Annotated in this window: 9 protein-coding genes and 1 pseudogene; 5 read left to right on the forward strand and 5 right to left on the reverse strand. The window is 62.1% G+C overall.

Annotation, left to right across the window (positions count from 1 at the left end; all coding sequences use genetic code 11):
- The first annotated feature begins 26 nt into the window (after nucleotides 1–26).
- The gene (locus tag MF410_RS28455) at nucleotides 27–1,040 is read left to right on the forward strand and encodes a GlxA family transcriptional regulator (RefSeq protein WP_097629755.1); all 1,014 of its coding nucleotides are present in this window, start codon (nucleotides 27–29) and stop codon (nucleotides 1,038–1,040) included.
- A 135-nt stretch (nucleotides 1,041–1,175) separates the two neighbouring features.
- On the opposite strand, the gene MF410_RS28460 is transcribed toward MF410_RS28455, so the two are convergent.
- The 3 genes from MF410_RS28460 to MF410_RS28470 are packed head-to-tail and all read right to left on the reverse strand — an operon-like array spanning nucleotide 1,176 to nucleotide 4,830.
- Nucleotides 1,176–2,456, reverse strand: a complete 1,281-nt coding sequence (locus MF410_RS28460) for a Xaa-Pro peptidase family protein (RefSeq protein WP_097629756.1) — start codon at nucleotides 2,454–2,456, stop codon at nucleotides 1,176–1,178.
- Between the two features lie 39 nt (nucleotides 2,457–2,495).
- Complete coding sequence (locus MF410_RS28465) at nucleotides 2,496–3,587, reverse strand: FAD-binding oxidoreductase (protein ID WP_097629757.1); 1,092 nt, start codon at nucleotides 3,585–3,587, stop codon at nucleotides 2,496–2,498.
- Nucleotides 3,577–4,830: an aromatic ring-hydroxylating dioxygenase subunit alpha gene (locus tag MF410_RS28470; protein ID WP_131711821.1), complete on the reverse strand. Its 1,254-nt coding sequence runs from the start codon at nucleotides 4,828–4,830 to the stop codon at nucleotides 3,577–3,579. The genes MF410_RS28465 and MF410_RS28470 overlap by 11 nt, the downstream gene beginning before the upstream one ends.
- A 110-nt stretch (nucleotides 4,831–4,940) precedes the next feature.
- On the opposite strand from MF410_RS28470, the gene MF410_RS28475 reads away from it, so the two are divergent.
- Complete coding sequence (locus MF410_RS28475; protein ID WP_239620976.1) at nucleotides 4,941–5,828, forward strand: LysR substrate-binding domain-containing protein; 888 nt, start codon at nucleotides 4,941–4,943, stop codon at nucleotides 5,826–5,828.
- Between the two features lie 15 nt (nucleotides 5,829–5,843).
- On the opposite strand, the pseudogene MF410_RS28480 reads toward MF410_RS28475, so the two are convergent.
- Both MF410_RS28480 and MF410_RS28485 read right to left on the reverse strand, forming a co-directional pair.
- Nucleotides 5,844–7,497, reverse strand: a pseudogene (locus tag MF410_RS28480) (acyltransferase).
- Nucleotides 7,498–7,565: 68 nt separating this feature from the next.
- Nucleotides 7,566–8,060, reverse strand: a complete 495-nt coding sequence (locus MF410_RS28485; protein WP_097629761.1) for an Lrp/AsnC ligand binding domain-containing protein — start codon at nucleotides 8,058–8,060, stop codon at nucleotides 7,566–7,568.
- Between the two features lie 173 nt (nucleotides 8,061–8,233).
- Here MF410_RS28485 and MF410_RS28490 point away from each other — a divergent pair, with 173 nt between their 5' ends.
- From MF410_RS28490 to MF410_RS28500, 3 genes are all read left to right on the forward strand, one after another.
- Nucleotides 8,234–8,440: a hypothetical protein gene (locus MF410_RS28490; protein WP_097629762.1), complete on the forward strand. Its 207-nt coding sequence runs from the start codon at nucleotides 8,234–8,236 to the stop codon at nucleotides 8,438–8,440.
- 28 nt (nucleotides 8,441–8,468) lie between these two features.
- Nucleotides 8,469–12,176 (forward strand): trifunctional transcriptional regulator/proline dehydrogenase/L-glutamate gamma-semialdehyde dehydrogenase, encoded by a 3,708-nt coding sequence (putA, locus tag MF410_RS28495; protein WP_097629763.1) that lies wholly within the window; start codon nucleotides 8,469–8,471, stop codon nucleotides 12,174–12,176.
- Between the two features lie 219 nt (nucleotides 12,177–12,395).
- Entirely contained in the window at nucleotides 12,396–14,933 is a 2,538-nt protein-coding gene (locus MF410_RS28500) for a methyl-accepting chemotaxis protein (protein WP_097629764.1), read from the forward strand.
- Nucleotides 14,934–15,008 lie beyond the last annotated feature (75 nt).

Raw genomic sequence — 15,008 nt, forward strand, 5'->3', positions numbered from 1 at the left:
TTTTGAGAGGCGGCAAGGAGATGACTATGCGACCGGAGCAGCATCGGCAGGGAGACGGCGCCGCGAAACCCGGTGCTCGGCTTAAAGTGGGATTCGTGCTGTCGCGGTCATTTACGCTGTCGGCCTTCGCACTCTTCATTGATACGCTGCGGCTTGCCAGCGACGAGCAGGATCGCTCCGGGAGGGTGCTTGCAGATTGGCAGGTGATCGGCAGCACGCGGCATCTGATCACCTCGAGCTGCGGAGTTCAGGTTGCCCCGACCTCCGATTTCGTCGATCCGTTGAAATTCGATTACATCGTGGTCGTCGGCGGACTTCTGACTGTGGAGAACCCTGTCGACCAGCAGACCATCAACTTTCTCAGGCAGGCGGATGCCAAGAAGGTCCCGCTGATCGGCGTTTGCACGGGCTCGTTCATTCTTGCGGCCGCTGGCCTGATGAAGCGGCACGAGTCCTGCGTGAGCTGGCTGCATTACAAGGAGTTTCGCGAGCGGTTTCCCGACCTCGGCGTTCGATCCGACCGGCTCTTCAATCTCGATCGCCAGCGCGGATCCTGCGCCGGCGGCAGCAGTTCGGCCGACATGGCCGCGTTGCTGGTCAGGAAATATATCAGCCGGGATGCCGAGCGAAATGCGCTTGAGGTGCTTCAGATCGAGAAGGCCCGGGCGCCGGCGGACATCCAGCCCCGCCGCCCGCTGTATGACGACTATGACGACGCCCGCGTCAAGGCGGCGATGATTACGATGGAACAGTTCGTCGACGGCAGCATATCGATCCAGAAGCTTGCCGGGATGGTTGGGCTGTCACGGCGGCAGTTGGAGAGAATTTTCATCGACAAGACGGGAATGTCTCCCGCCAAGGCCTATAATCGGGTTCGCATGGAGCGGGCAAAATCGATCCTGGTCCAGTCGAAGGCGCCGCTTATCGAGATCGCGCTTGACGTCGGCTTCGAAAATGCCTCCCAGTTCACGCGAACCTTCAAGCGGACCTTTGGGCAGACCCCATCACAGCATCGCGCGGCGGCTTTGAGAGCGCACTAAAGCGCTTCGCGATCTTTCAGATTCGCTCCTTGCGCTTTAGGTCTTTGTTTTTCGCATGTCGTTGCGGCAAAAGCGCTTCGCGCTTTGCCTGGCAAAACCGCAGCACACTTTTGCGCGACATGCTTTAAACGCACCTCAGATCTCTTCCCACGGAAAGGTGTCCAGCCGCTCCGCGCCCTTTGATGTGATCAGGGCCTGGGTCTCCAGCTTGATGCTTTCCGATCCGGCTTCGGCGATCAGGCTTTCGACGTTGAGCACCATGTTCTCCTCGATGATGCCGCTGAAATCGGGATCGAAATCCGGATGCAGCATCACGCCCGGCCATTCATCGGCCATGCCGGTGCCGTGCAGGGCCAGCGTATAGCGATAGCGCTGGTATTTCTCCGGGATTTGCCACGACAGTTCGTTGAACTCCCGGAACGTCATGCCGGGCCGGATAATCGAGAGATTGTGCTCGATTTGGTCCCTGGCTGCCGCGTAAAGCTCCTTCTGCTTGGCGTTCATCGCCACATGGCCTGATGTCCACGAGCGCGAGAGGTCGGCGCAATAGCCGTAGGGGCCGATCATATCGGTGTCGAAGGAGATCATCTCGCCGCGCTTGATGACGTAGTCCGAACATTCCTGATACCAGGGATTGGTTCGGGGGCCTGCGGTCAGCAATTTGGTTTCTAGCCATTCGCCGCCGCTGCGCGCATTTTCGAAGTGCAGCTCGGCCCAGATTTCCCGCTCGGTACGGCCCGGCTCTGACACTTCGTACATCCGCGCCATTCCCGCTTCGCAGACGCGGATCGTCCAGCGCATCAGCTCGATTTCTTCAGCGCTTTTGATCGACCGCGCCCGTTCGGCCAGCTCCTGGCCGTCGAGAAGGGTAAACCCGCGTTCCGTGAGTTCGAAGGCGCCTGATGGTTCGAGCCTGTCGACGGCGATGCGCCTGTTGCCGCCATTGCCGGTCACAAGATCCGCGACCTCGTCAGCCCATGCTTTCAGGCGGGGTTCGATGAGGTTGCCGGCGGTGAAGAAGATCCAGGACTTTGCCAGCCGGATCTCGTCGATGCCGGGCAGCCCGTCATTGACGTGTTCGGCGCCTTCGAATTCGAAAATAATCGCCGGGCCCTCGGCCAGGATCAGCGCGTAACGCGACGGATTGTGCATCGTCCAGATGCTCATATTCGACGAGTCGAAGGCATAGCGGATGTTGACGGGATCGTAGAGCAGCAGGGCGCCGCAATCCCATTCGAGCATCTTCATGCGCAGCCGCGCCAGCCGGTAGCGGCGTGCCCGGTCGAGTGTGGCCGCCGGCACAGGACTGATGAGAGGCCGGTCCGCTCCATCGGGATTGAGGTAAGCCTGCTTGCGCTCGTCCTTAAAGACGGTTGAGCCGGCCAGCTCGACGGATTCGTTTTCGTCTCGCAGCATCCGCGTGATCCCTGTTGTCGGTGAATAGTGCGGTGTCGCTCAGCGTTCGATGACGAGATCGCTGAGCGGCTTCGAGCAGCAGGGCAGGAAAAAGCCGGCGTCGATTTCCCTCTGGCGGATGCCGCCATTGTGGTTCATGTCGACCGTGCCTGATGTCAGCTTCGACTTGCAGGTGCCGCAAACGCCGTTGGCGCAGGAGGATGGAATCCTGACGCCTGACTTCTTCGCACAGGAGAGCACGCTCTGGTCGCCTGTTACCTCGATGCTGCGGGCCTGCTTCGAGAAAGTGACCTGAAAAACCTCGGCGGCCGCCTCCTGAATCGCCGGGATTTCAGACTCGTCGATGACCGCGGCGTCGAAGCTTTCCTCCAGATAGTGCGCGGCGGGAACGCCGAGCTCCGCGGAAATGCTGCGTGCGGCCGCCATGAACGGGGCGGGACCGCAGCACATCACCATCCGTTCCGCAATATCGGGAACCGCGAGCCTGACATAGTCCGCCGAAATGCGGCCGGTGAGGCCAGGCCATGACGCCTCGCCCGCAACTGTTTCCGGCAGGAAGTGCAGCCGAAGGCCCTTGAGCCTGCGGGCGATGCAGGCGAGTTCGTCGCGGAAGATCAGATCCTGCGGCGTGCGCGCCGCATGCATGAAGACGACGTCGGCAGGCTCGCAGCTGTCGGCGAGTTCCCGCAGAATGGACATGACTGGCGTGATACCGGAACCGCCGGAGAGCAGCAGAAGTTTCGGCTTCGACGCCTCAGGCCGGATGAAATTGCCAAGCGGGCCGTTCGCCTTGACGGACGCTCCCGGAACCAGGGTGTCGTGAAGCCAGTTGGAGATCTTGCCGCCCGGAACGCGTTTTACCGTAACGGAGAAGGCGTTCGTGCGATAAGGCGAAGACGAGATGCTGTAGCATCGGCTTTCCGCCTCTCCGTTATGCTCGAGGTCGAACAGAAAATACTGTCCGGCCTTGAAGGCGAACCGCTTCCCGTCAGGAGATGCGAAGGTGAAAGTCTTGACGTCATGGGATTCCTGCTGGACGTCGAGACAGACGAGCGCATCGTCTTCCTCGGGATTCCAGACGTCGTGACGGGCGGCCCTTGCGAGCAGCGCTTGCGGGGTCCTAGTATCCATGAGCGCGCATCCGGTCGATGTACCAGCTGGCGAACTTGTCGAGGTTCGTCTCGGAAAAGCGGGAATAGGGGCCCGGCTGATAGGCGGGATCGAGAGCGCCGGCATGGGAACGGGCGACGAGATCGGCGTCCTGATCCGTCGTGGCGACCCAGACATCCGTCAGCTTGTCGATGTCGTAATCGACCCCTTCGACGGCGTCCTTGTGCACCAGCCACTTGGTTCTCACCAGCGTCTTGCCGGCCGACAGCGGGATGACGGTTGCCACGACAGCATGGTCGCCCATGAAGTGGTTCCAGCTGTTATGACCCCAGAGATGCGTGTCTCCGAGATCCTTGCGGGTCATCTGGCCGAGGAGCTTGGAGGATGCGGCGGTGGCGTCGTGGGTCTGGGATTCGCCCGCACCTGATATGATCAGCCGCTGCGTGCGGAAGTTCGTGGCGCAGTCGGAAAGCTGCTCAACAGCAGCCGAAGGGAAACCGTCGGCCTCCCATGCCTGCGTGCGCTCCTCGTACATCCGGAAATGCTCCTCGGCCTGCTCACGATCCTCAGGGCTCAGCGTTTCCGGATCGAAGCCGAAGTCGAGATCGACGAAGGAGACGCAGAGTTCCGGGTGGTTGGCGGAGCAGTGATAACACTCGCGATTGTTCTCCATCGTCAGCTTCCAGTTGCCGTCCTCGATGACGTCGGTCTGGTGGGCGATCTTGGCATTGCGGATATCATAGGGAGCAAGGCGCTCGACCATCGCCTGTTCGAGTCCGGCAATGTCCTCGGGCGGATTGTCGGACAGGCAGACGTAGATCAGGCCGCCGATCGATTTGAAGGTGACGGGTTTCAGGCCGTGACAATCCTTGTCAAATTCCTTGCCCATATGGGGGGCGTAGCTGAGCTCGCCCGTGAGCTCATAGGTCCAGGTGTGATAGGGACAGACGAGCTTCGAAACGATCGTCTTGCCCGGATTGAGAAGGCGAGAGCCGCGATGGCGGCAGACATTGTGCAGGACGCGGATTTCACCGTCGTCGTCGCGCAGCAGGATCAGGCTTGTCTTGCCGATATCGACGACCGTGGCGTCGCCGGGCTCCGGAACATCACAGTCGAGGCCGACGCAGATCCAGTGCTTGTGGAAGAAGACCTCGATATCCGCTTCGAATACGTCTTCGCGGATGTAGAGGCCGGCCGGCAGCGAGTGGCCTTCCGAGCGGGAGTCCAGCAGCGCCGAAATGGAAGAAGGAAGCCTGTTTAGCATGAGAACCTCTTATGCGAGAGTTTCCCTAGATTGCACTTGCAGTGCAGGGCTTTCAACGGCATAAAAAATCACGTTCGCATAATCTTTTCTCATGTGAAAAGGTCTCCAAGATGCAATTTCGAAGACGGCTTCCATCACTGACGGCGCTGGTGACGCTGGAAGCGGTGCTGCGCAGGAAAAGCTTCACCCTGGCCGCGACCGAGCTCGGCGTCACCCAGGCGGCGGTCAGCAGGCAGATTGCGTTGCTGGAGGAGGAGTTCGGCCAGTCTCTGTTCGTGCGCACGCACCGGGCGATCGAACCGACGGCGGCGTGCATCAGCCTTGGCGCGACACTGGCGAAGAGCTTTGCCGATATCGCCGAGAGTGTGGAAGCGCTCCAATCGCGCAGTCAGGACGTGGTGACGATCGGGGCGACCGTCGCATTCTCTTCCTTCTGGTTGCTGCCGCGGCTCGCCGAATTCCGCCGGGCAAATCCCGGCATTCTGGTGCGGGTGATCTCACAAGACAGCCCGATCGCGCTCGACGGCGGAGAGGTCGATGTGGCGATCCGCTACGGTCTGCCGCCCTTCAGCGATGGAACCGTCATCGCCTCGCGCGGCGACGTCATTTCCCCCGTCTGCTCTCCGGATTACCTCAGGCGTCGGGGAGATGGGCCGCTGGGCTCGGCCGACGAATTCATCGAAACGGACGTCGTCGATCGGTCCTGGTACAACTGGTCGCAATGGGTTTCGCTGATTGGCGCCAATATCGAAGTCAAGCCATCGCTTCGGTTCAACCACTATACCGAAACCATCGCCGCCGCACGCGCCGGGCAGGGGATCGCGCTGGGATGGCGCATGCTGGTCGGCACGTTTCTGGAGGATGGAACCCTGGTGCAGGCCGACAGCAGTGAGCTTGCCGCCGAAGGGCGTTACAATGTCATCGTGCCCGTCAAGACCAAGCGAAGCAATGCGCGCGATCTCGCCGCCGCCTGGCTGACGGCGTCATTGCACGGTTGATCGAGAAGGCCAAAGCTACAAGCCCAATCCCGGAGTCGCCGTCCGGTGCACGCCCTTCGGAACAAAGGTGAAGCGATCCGACAGGCCGACAAAATCGGCCGCCAGGTGGATGACGGAAAGCCACATTTCCGTTCCCTGCAAGCTCGGTTCGCCACCGTCGGCGAAGGGGAATCCTTCGCCATCCCGCCATCTATCCAGCGCTCGTGAAATGAGATTGCGGGCAATCGCTTCGCCATCGGCCCGCCGGTAATCGGTCTGCCGGGCAATCAGCAGCAGCGGATGGATCGTATCGAGCAGGTTGCAGGCATTGTATTTCTGAGCAACGAAGCCCTTGTGATTGCGGTAATTCAGGTGGACCGTTTCGAGCGAGGCGTGCGGGTGCGGGAGCGGCACGCCGAACTGCGCGTAGGTGCCGCGTGTCAGACGGTAAAAACCGTTCACCGGCTGGAGCCATCCTTCGAGCGCCGTCGGTTCGCCCCATAGGCCCGAGACTCTGTTGGCATTGCGGCTCAGCCACTCGAAGAGCGCCTGCCGTGGCCCTTTGATGCCGAAATACCTGGCGTTGAAATACATAGCGGTTCCGATGGCATCGATGACGCTGCCGGCGTGCCACGCCCGGCTCAACCAGGGCAGCGCGCTCAGCCATTGCTCCAGTTCCTGCGCATCGATCTGAACCGCCTGGATCGAGTGTCGCGGCCTGGAGCCGAGCAACTCGAGCGCATAGCCGACCGAAAGCACGTTGTAGAGTGCCTTCGGATCTTCTCTCAACGCCCGGTCCTGCCCATGCGAATGCGCCTCCGGAAAGAGGCCTGTCTCCCGCTCCTGAAGACCCCGGAGACGCTCGACGGTTTGCGAGGCATCGAGCCCGGGCGGCAGCTGATCGAAGCCGGCGGCGATCTCGATGGCATCGCAGAGATGCCGGATCGCCGGCCGCCTGCCGCCGTCCGCTTCCAGCGATTTCATAGCCCTCAGAGGTTTTCCAGCGCGCAAGGATATCCGGCCATTGTTCCTTCACCTTCTGCCCGAGCCTGACCAGTCGATCTTCGATCTCCGCGATGCCGGATTTCCTGGCCGGTGCGCCCCGGCTCCGCAGCACCTTTGCCGGTACGCCGCCGGCAATCGCAAGCGCAGGAATATCTTGCGTCACCACCGCCCCGGCCGCAATGACGGCGCCGTTGCCGATCGTGACGCCGTCGAGGATCACGCAATTGGCGCCGATCCAGACATCGTCGCCGATGACGATGCCGAGGCTGACGACGCCCTGGCGGTGGATGGGGCGATCCGGATCGTCGAAGCCGTGATTGAATCCGACGATCGATGCGTGCGAGGCAATCCGCACCCCATTGCCGCACGTCACCTTGCCGGAAACGCAGGCATAGGGATTGATCGAGCAGTCCTCTCCGAGGATCACATCGCCGCGAACGAGTGCGTGTCCCGCAATCCACGACCGCTCGCCCATCACCAGGCTCTCGGTGAAGATCGCGGCGTTCTCGGCAATATAGGAGGTTTCGGCAAGCTCCGCGCCGCATGCCCGCCGAAGCGCTGCCTTGCGGGCGACGTGTGCCGGATGATCGAGGTCCGCTACAATGCGTTCCCAGGGAAGATATTGTAGTCGGCGCGCTTCACGCTGTTCGTCGGCCGATAATGGGACGCCATTGGCTTGGTCCATCTTGATCCTCGCACTCAGCTTCAGTCGCCGAATATCGGCTTAGCAGGACTGTGGGCAGCCGTCTTCCTTCACGAAAGGCTCGAGCCGAATTTGTCCCAGCCTTCCTTGATCGTCTCCATCGCCACATTGGTCGAGGTGTTGGCAACATGGGGCAGCGTCGAGATGCGCTCGCCCAGCACGCGGCGGTAGCGGCCGATATCGCGGGTTCGGATCTTGAGGAGATAATCGAACCTGCCGGCGATCATGTGGCACTCTTCGACTTCCCGGATCTTCTTGATGGCCTCGTTGAAGCTTTTCAGCGCATCCTCGCGGGTATCGGAAAGCTTCACCTCGACGAAGGCGATGTGGTCGAGCTGCATTTTCGACGGATTGAGGACGGCCTTGAAGCCTTCGATATAGCCGTCGCCGATCAGCCGCTTGAAGCGAATCTGGCATGGTGTCTTCGAAAGCCCGACGCGCGCGGCGAGATCGGTGATCGACAGCCTGCCGTCCTCGGCGAGTGCGGCGAGGATTTTCCTGTCGAACTGGTCCAATTCACTAAAGATGTCGGTTTCTGTGGCCATTTGAACTCTCTGTGCTCGATTTATAAGTTCATACAGCTTGAAAACCGTTGAAATCAAGTGAGATCGCGATTTGCGGCTGTGGTAGATTATGCATCGGCAATGGGAGGAAGGGCGCGGACGCTCGGCGCATTGCCGGAATCGGTAGCTGCGACGCGCAAAAAGGGGGATCATAGATGCATGAGAGAAAAGCGGATGGCGATCAAAGACTGGATCTGCTCGCTCACTACCGGCCGGTGGCGATAAGAGCGGTCGCTGCCGCCTTCACCCTCAAGCGGGACAAGCCCAATGCGCGTCCGCTTCACGAGACGGAATATTCCGGCCCGATTTTTACGGATCATGACACCTGGGACGATGAGCCCGGTGTTCCATTTATCCGTTAGACGAAACATTCACTGATCAGGGACTTCCATGTTGAACGCAGCGATCGACACCGCTTCCTCCAAAGAACCCGCCGGCGGCGCACCCTTCGCCGCCTTTGCCCCGCCGATCCGGCCGCAATCGGAACTTCGCCAGGCCATCACGGCGGCCTATCGCCGCCCGGAAACCGAATGCCTGCCGCCCCTCGTTGCGGCCGCGCGCGTTTCCGAGGCGAAGCGCTACGACATTCGCAGTACCGCCCGCACGCTGATCGAGGCGCTGCGCGCCAAGCATAAGGGCACCGGCGTCGAGGGGCTGGTGCAGGAATATTCGCTCTCCAGCCAGGAAGGCGTGGCGCTCATGTGCCTTGCCGAAGCGCTGCTGCGCATTCCCGATACCGACACCCGCGATGCGCTGATCCGCGACAAGATCGCCGAGGGCAACTGGACCTCGCATATCGGCGGCGGCAAATCCATGTTCGTCAACGCCGCCACCTGGGGCCTCGTCGTCACCGGCAAGCTGACGTCGACGGTCAACGACCGCAGCCTGTCCGCGGCGCTGACGCGGCTGATCGCGCGTGCCGGCGAGCCGGTCATCCGTCGCGGCGTCGATATGGCGATGCGCATGATGGGCGAGCAGTTCGTCACCGGCGAAACGATCGAGGAGGCACTGAAGCGCGCCCGGCCGCTCGAAGCGCGCGGCTTCCGCTATTCCTACGATATGCTGGGCGAGGCCGCGACGACGGCTGCCGATGCCGAACGTTATTTCAAGGATTACGAAAAGGCGATCCACGCCATCGGCAAAGCCTCGAACGGGCGCGGCATCTATGACGGCCCTGGTATTTCGATCAAGCTTTCGGCCCTGCATCCCCGCTATGTCAGGGCGCAGGCCGGCCGGGTGATGGGAGAGCTGCTGCCGAAGGTCAAGGCGCTCGCCGTTCTCGCCAAGTCCTACGATATCGGCCTGAACATCGACGCCGAGGAAGCCGACCGGCTGGAGCTTTCGCTCGATCTGCTCGAAGAACTCTGCTTTGCTCCTGATCTCGCCGGCTGGAATGGGCTGGGATTCGTCGTGCAGGCCTATGGCAAGCGCTGCCCCTTCGTGCTCGACTATGTCATCGATCTCGCCCGCCGTTCCAGGCGCCGGGTCATGGTGCGTCTGGTCAAGGGCGCCTATTGGGATGCGGAAATCAAGCGCGCCCAGCTGGATGGCCTCGACGACTATCCGGTCTATACCCGCAAAATTTATACCGACGTCGCCTATATCACCTGCGCGCGCAAGCTGCTGAACGCGCCCGACGCCGTCTTCCCGCAGTTTGCCAGCCATAATGCGCAGACGCTGGCGACGATCTATCATCTCGCCGGTCCCGATTTCGCCGTCGGCAAATACGAGTTCCAGTGCCTGCACGGCATGGGCGAACCTCTCTATGATGAAGTCGTCGGCAAGGAAAAGCTCGATCGGCCCTGCCGCATCTATGCGCCTGTCGGAACGCATGAGACGCTGCTTGCCTATCTGGTGCGGCGTCTGCTGGAAAACGGCGCCAATTCCTCCTTCGTGCACCGCATCTCCGATCCGAATGTCTCGGTCGAGGCGCTGATCGCCGATCCTGCCGAGACGGTCGCCGCCATGCCGGTCGTCGGCGCACCTCACGTGCAGATCGCCGCGCCGAAGGCGCTTTACGGCAGCGCCCGCGCCAATTCCGACGGTCTCGATCTCTCGAACGAGGCGACACTTTTCGACCTGGCCGAGACGCTCGCCGCCTCGGCTGCCAATCCCTGGCACGCACTTCCGATCCTTGCCGATGGCTCCACGGATGGGGTGACGCGTGACGTCCTCAATCCTGCCGATCACCGCGACGTCGTCGGCACGGTCACTGAGTTGAAGGTCGAAGAGGCGGCCCGGATCGTCGCGATGGCGGCCAAGCATGCGCCGCAATGGGCCGCGGTGCCGCCGGCCGAGCGCGCTGCCTGCCTGGAGCGGGCGGCCGACATCATGCAGGCCCGCATCAAGACGCTGATGGGCATCATCATGCGCGAAGCCGGCAAATCCGCCGCCAATGCCGTCGGTGAGGTGCGCGAGGCAATCGACTTCCTGCGCTACTACGCCGAACAGGCGCGCAAGACGCTCGGGCCGTCCCATGCGCCCCTCGGGCCCATCGTCTGCATCAGCCCGTGGAATTTCCCGCTGGCGATCTTCACCGGGCAGGTGGCCGCCGCACTGGTGGCCGGCAATCCCGTGCTTGCCAAACCTGCCGGCGTCACGCCGATCATAGCTTCGGAGAGCGTCAAGATCCTCCATGAGGCCGGCGTGCCTGTCGGCGCCCTGCAATTCGTGCCCGGCAGCGGCCGCCTCGGTGCCGGCATGGTGGGTGCCCCGGAAACGGCAGGCGTCATGTTTACCGGCTCGACCGAAGTCGCCCGAATGATCCAGGCGCAGCTCGCCGAACGGCTGTCTTCGTCAGGCAAGCCGATCCCGCTGATTGCCGAAACCGGCGGCCAGAACGGCATGATCGTCGATTCCTCGGCTCTCGCCGAGCAGGTGGTGGCCGATGTCATTGCCTCGGCTTTCGACAGCGCCGGCCAGCGCTGCTCGGCGCTCCGCGTCCTCTGCCTGCAGGACGATGTGGCCGACCGGACCCTCGCCATGCTGAAGGGCGCCTTCCGCGAACTGACGATTGGCCGTACCGATCGGCTGAGCATCGATGTCGGTCCTGTCATCAACGATGGCGCGAAGGCCGAGATCGACCAGCATATCGAGCAGATGCGCGGCGCCGGCCGCAAGGTGGATCAGCTGCCGCTGCCCGAAAGTGCCGCGGTCGGGACCTTCGTTCCGCCGACGATCATCGAGATCAAGGCCCTGTCGGACCTGACGCGGGAGATCTTCGGGCCGGTCCTGCATGTCGTCCGCTTCAAGCGAAACGGCCTCGATCGCCTGATCGACGACATCAACGCATCCGGCTACGGCCTCACCTTCGGGCTTCACACCCGGCTCGACGAAACGATCGCGCATGTGACCAGCCGCATCAAGGCCGGCAACCTCTACGTCAACCGCAACATCATCGGCGCCGTCGTCGGCGTGCAGCCTTTCGGCGGCCGCGGCCTGTCGGGAACGGGTCCGAAGGCCGGTGGTCCGCTCTATATCGGCCGGCTGGTGCAGCGCGCTCCCGTGCCGCCGCAGCAGGATTCCGTCCATACGGACCTTGCCCTTCGCGATTATATCGTCTGGCTCGACAAGAAGGGTTTGCCGGCCGAAGGGGAAGCGGCGCGCAGATATGCAAGCCGTTCGGCGCTCGGGCTCGAACGCGAACTCACCGGTCCGGTCGGCGAGCGAAATCTCTATGCGCTCCATCCCCGCGGCCGCATTCTAGCCGTGCCGCAGACCGAAACCGGGCTCTATCGCCAGATCGCCGCAGCCCTGTCGACCGGCAACCACGTTGTCGTGGATGCGGGTTCCTTCGCGAAATCGGTCCTGGCGGACCTGCCGGCCGCCGTCTCCGGCCGGGTTTCCTGGACGTCGGATTGGGAGAAAGACGGGCCGTTCTCCGGCGCACTTGTCGAAGGCGATCGCGACAGGGTTCTGGTGGTCAATCAGAGGATCGCTGCTCTGCCGGGGCCGCTTCTGTTGGTCCAGGCTGCGACGAGCGAGGAATTGGCTAGCGATCCCGAGGCCTATTGCCTGAACTGGCTGCTGGAGGAGGTGTCCACGTCGATCAACACCGCCGCAGCCGGCGGCAATGCCAGCCTGATGGCGATCGGCTGAGAAGACGAGACGAGGGCGCAGAAATGCGCCCTCGATCGCTATTTCGTATGTTCCAAAAAACTCGACACCATTGACCATTTTTTTAAGAGTTCTGGCTATCGTGACAAGCTGGCGCAACGACTGCTAATTGCGGTCACATCGACATGACCGCTGAAGCTGTATGTCGATGTGATTGGTCGCGCCGGAGAAGCAGGCAATTTCCTGGGCGGGGGCTTCCTTATGGCGTTGATTGACCGACTGTTGCAACGTATGCGGATCGTGACGAAGGTGCTCTTCTTCGTCGTGCCGCTGATCGTTCTCATCGCCGGCATCGGTCTTTTCGGTTATTTCACCGCCGGCACGCTGAACGGGCAGATGACCCTGACCCGGCAGACGATCGATACCCTTTCCAGTTTCCAGCAACTGCGATCCTCGCTGACCGCCTTTACCGATCTTCCGACAGCGGCCACGCGCGATCGATTGATCGCCAGCATCTCCGATCAGCAGAAGGGCGCGGCGACGCTCGATGCCATGCTGATCGATCCTGCACAAAAGCAGCAGATCGCCGCGGTGCGCGAACTCGGGGCTAAGATGCAGCGCGCCGCCGACGCGCTATGGGCTGTGTCGCAGGAGCGCGTCAATACCGAACAGGCGATCGACGACGCGGTGGCCGGGCTGTTTAAGGAAAGCCAGACGGCGCGCAAACAGCTCGACGTTCTCCAGGATCAGGCGAATGGCAAGGAGGCCTTCGTCCGGGCGCTTCTTCTCGACGCCTCGGCCTATAAGAATCTCGCGGGTCGCATTGCCAAACTGCGCAAGGCGACCGCGGCGGCAGCCGACCCTCAGAAGCTCGGCCAGGCCATCGGCAGCCTTCTGCCGCCGCTGGTCAAAGAGGTCGCCGACAGCGGGGCGCTTGCCTCCGACAAGGCTCAAAGCCAGATCGCTGCGCTAAAGCCGGTCCTGGACAAGCTCGCCCCCATGGCCAAGGACAGCCGCCTGACGCTCGAAGCTTACGCTCCCGTCGATCAGGATCTGCAGGGCCTGCAGGAACAATTTGCAAAACTCGCCTCCGGCAATGCGGACACGGCGATCGAGCGCTTTACCGGCATGGATGCGAGCATTTCAACGCTTCGTTCGATGGTGGCGATCGTCAACACCGCCTTCAAATCGATCGACGATCTGCGCCTGCACCTGAGTGAACTGAACAGGCGGGTCGATGCAGAGTCGCGGGATGAGGTTCTCGCCGATCTCAAGGCATTGCGCGAAAGCGCTGCAAAGCTTGTTCCCTTGAGCGGTAAAAATGCCGCGCTGCAGGATCTTGCCAAGAAGATCGAGCCGTCGCTTGCGACGATCGAGAAGGACACCTCGCTTCTGATCTCGATCGCCGACCGGTGGCGCGCGGACAAGGAGGCGGCGACCGCACTTGTGGCCGACGCAAGCCATACGCTCGAACAGTTCGTCAGCACGGCGCAGGAGAGCGGCAAGGAAATCAGCCAGCGCTCGGCGACGATGTCGCTCGCGGCGATGATTGCGGGCACCGTGCTTGCGATCATCGGCGGCCTCATGCTGATCGAAACTCTGCGTGGGCCGCTGAAGCGGATCACCCAGACGATGATGCGGCTTGCCGCCGGCGATCTGAACGTTGCCATCGGCGACGGCAAGCGTGGCGACGAAATCGGCGACATGATCCGCTCGGTGACCGTTTTCCGCGATCAGGCGCTTGAGAAGACAAGGCTGGAAGAGGTGGCCGAGGCAAACAGGGCGCGGGACGAACGGGAGCAGGCCCGCCGCGCCGCCGAGCAGGCGCGCATCGAGGCGGAACAGAGTGAGGCTCTGACGGCGCTGTCGGACATGCTGGGCAAGCTTGCCAATGGCAATCTCGCGGCCGAGATGAGCGAGGATCTGGCCGCAGACTATGTCGCGATGGCGCAAACCTACAATCACGCCATCGATGCGTTGCGCCTGACGCTCGCCGAGGTCCGCAACACGACCTACGAGATAGCCGAGGGCAGCACCAATCTTTCAGGCGCCGCCGACGATCTGGCGCGGCGCACGGAACAGCAGGCCGCAGCGCTAGAGGAGAGTTCGCGGGTGCTGGGTGAACTGACCGACAGCGTGCGGACGACCGCTGAAAACGCCCGCCAGACATCACTTTCGGTTGCGGAAGCACACCGCCAGGCCGAGCATTCCGCAGCCGTCGTGGCGAAGGCCGTCGATGCCATGGGCGCCATCAACCGGTCGTCCGAGAAGGTCACCAGCATCATCGGTGTGATCGACGAGATCGCGTTCCAGACCAATCTTCTTGCCCTCAACGCGGGTGTGGAAGCGGCGCGCGCAGGCGAGGCCGGCAGAGGTTTTGCCGTGGTTGCTCAGGAGGTGCGTGAGCTTGCCCAGCGTTGCGCCAAGGCTGCCCGCGAGATCAAGGACCTCATCTCCAACAGCGCATCGCAGGTTGGCGCCGGCGTCACCCTCGTCGAGGAAACCGGCCATGCGCTTTCTGCCATCATGGAGCACTTCACCTCGATTAATGGACTGGTGCAGGTCATTTCTGCTTCCACGACCACGCAATACAAGGGCATCGACGAGGTGAACAACGCCGTTCGCGACGTCGAGCATATCACCCAGCACAACGCAGCAATGGTGGAGGAAAACACCGCGGAAATTCACAGGCTTCGGCAGCAGGTGGAACTGTTGAACGAAAGAATTTCCCACTTTCAGACCGCCGACGGCCGCAGGACTTCGCCTGCCAGCATCGTGCGGATGGCCGCGGTCTCCTGAAAGAGATTCCCGGAGTCCTTCCGCATGGTGATCAAGCGTCGTCGACGCTGACCGTCGAGGTGTCATTTTCCGCTC

The sequence above is a fragment of the Rhizobium sp. C104 genome (assembly GCF_022354505.1).
In the GTDB taxonomy this organism is placed as follows: Bacteria; Pseudomonadota; Alphaproteobacteria; order Rhizobiales; family Rhizobiaceae; genus Rhizobium; species Rhizobium redzepovicii.

What these genes read in the sequence shown, in the direction of transcription:
- MF410_RS28465 (WP_097629757.1), bottom strand. Translation starts at nt 3,587, where the DNA reads ATGGATACTAGGACCCCGCAAGCGCTGCTCGCAAGGGCCGCCCGTCAC.
- putA (WP_097629763.1), top strand. Translation starts at nt 8,469, where the DNA reads ATGTTGAACGCAGCGATCGACACCGCTTCCTCCAAAGAACCCGCCGGC.
- MF410_RS28470 (WP_131711821.1), bottom strand. Translation starts at nt 4,830, where the DNA reads ATGCTAAACAGGCTTCCTTCTTCCATTTCGGCGCTGCTGGACTCCCGC.
- MF410_RS28490 (WP_097629762.1), top strand. Translation starts at nt 8,234, where the DNA reads ATGCATGAGAGAAAAGCGGATGGCGATCAAAGACTGGATCTGCTCGCT.
- MF410_RS28485 (WP_097629761.1), bottom strand. Translation starts at nt 8,060, where the DNA reads ATGGCCACAGAAACCGACATCTTTAGTGAATTGGACCAGTTCGACAGG.
- MF410_RS28460 (WP_097629756.1), bottom strand. Translation starts at nt 2,456, where the DNA reads ATGCTGCGAGACGAAAACGAATCCGTCGAGCTGGCCGGCTCAACCGTC.
- MF410_RS28455 (WP_097629755.1), top strand. Translation starts at nt 27, where the DNA reads ATGCGACCGGAGCAGCATCGGCAGGGAGACGGCGCCGCGAAACCCGGT.
- MF410_RS28500 (WP_097629764.1), top strand. Translation starts at nt 12,396, where the DNA reads ATGGCGTTGATTGACCGACTGTTGCAACGTATGCGGATCGTGACGAAG.
- MF410_RS28475 (WP_239620976.1), top strand. Translation starts at nt 4,941, where the DNA reads ATGCAATTTCGAAGACGGCTTCCATCACTGACGGCGCTGGTGACGCTG.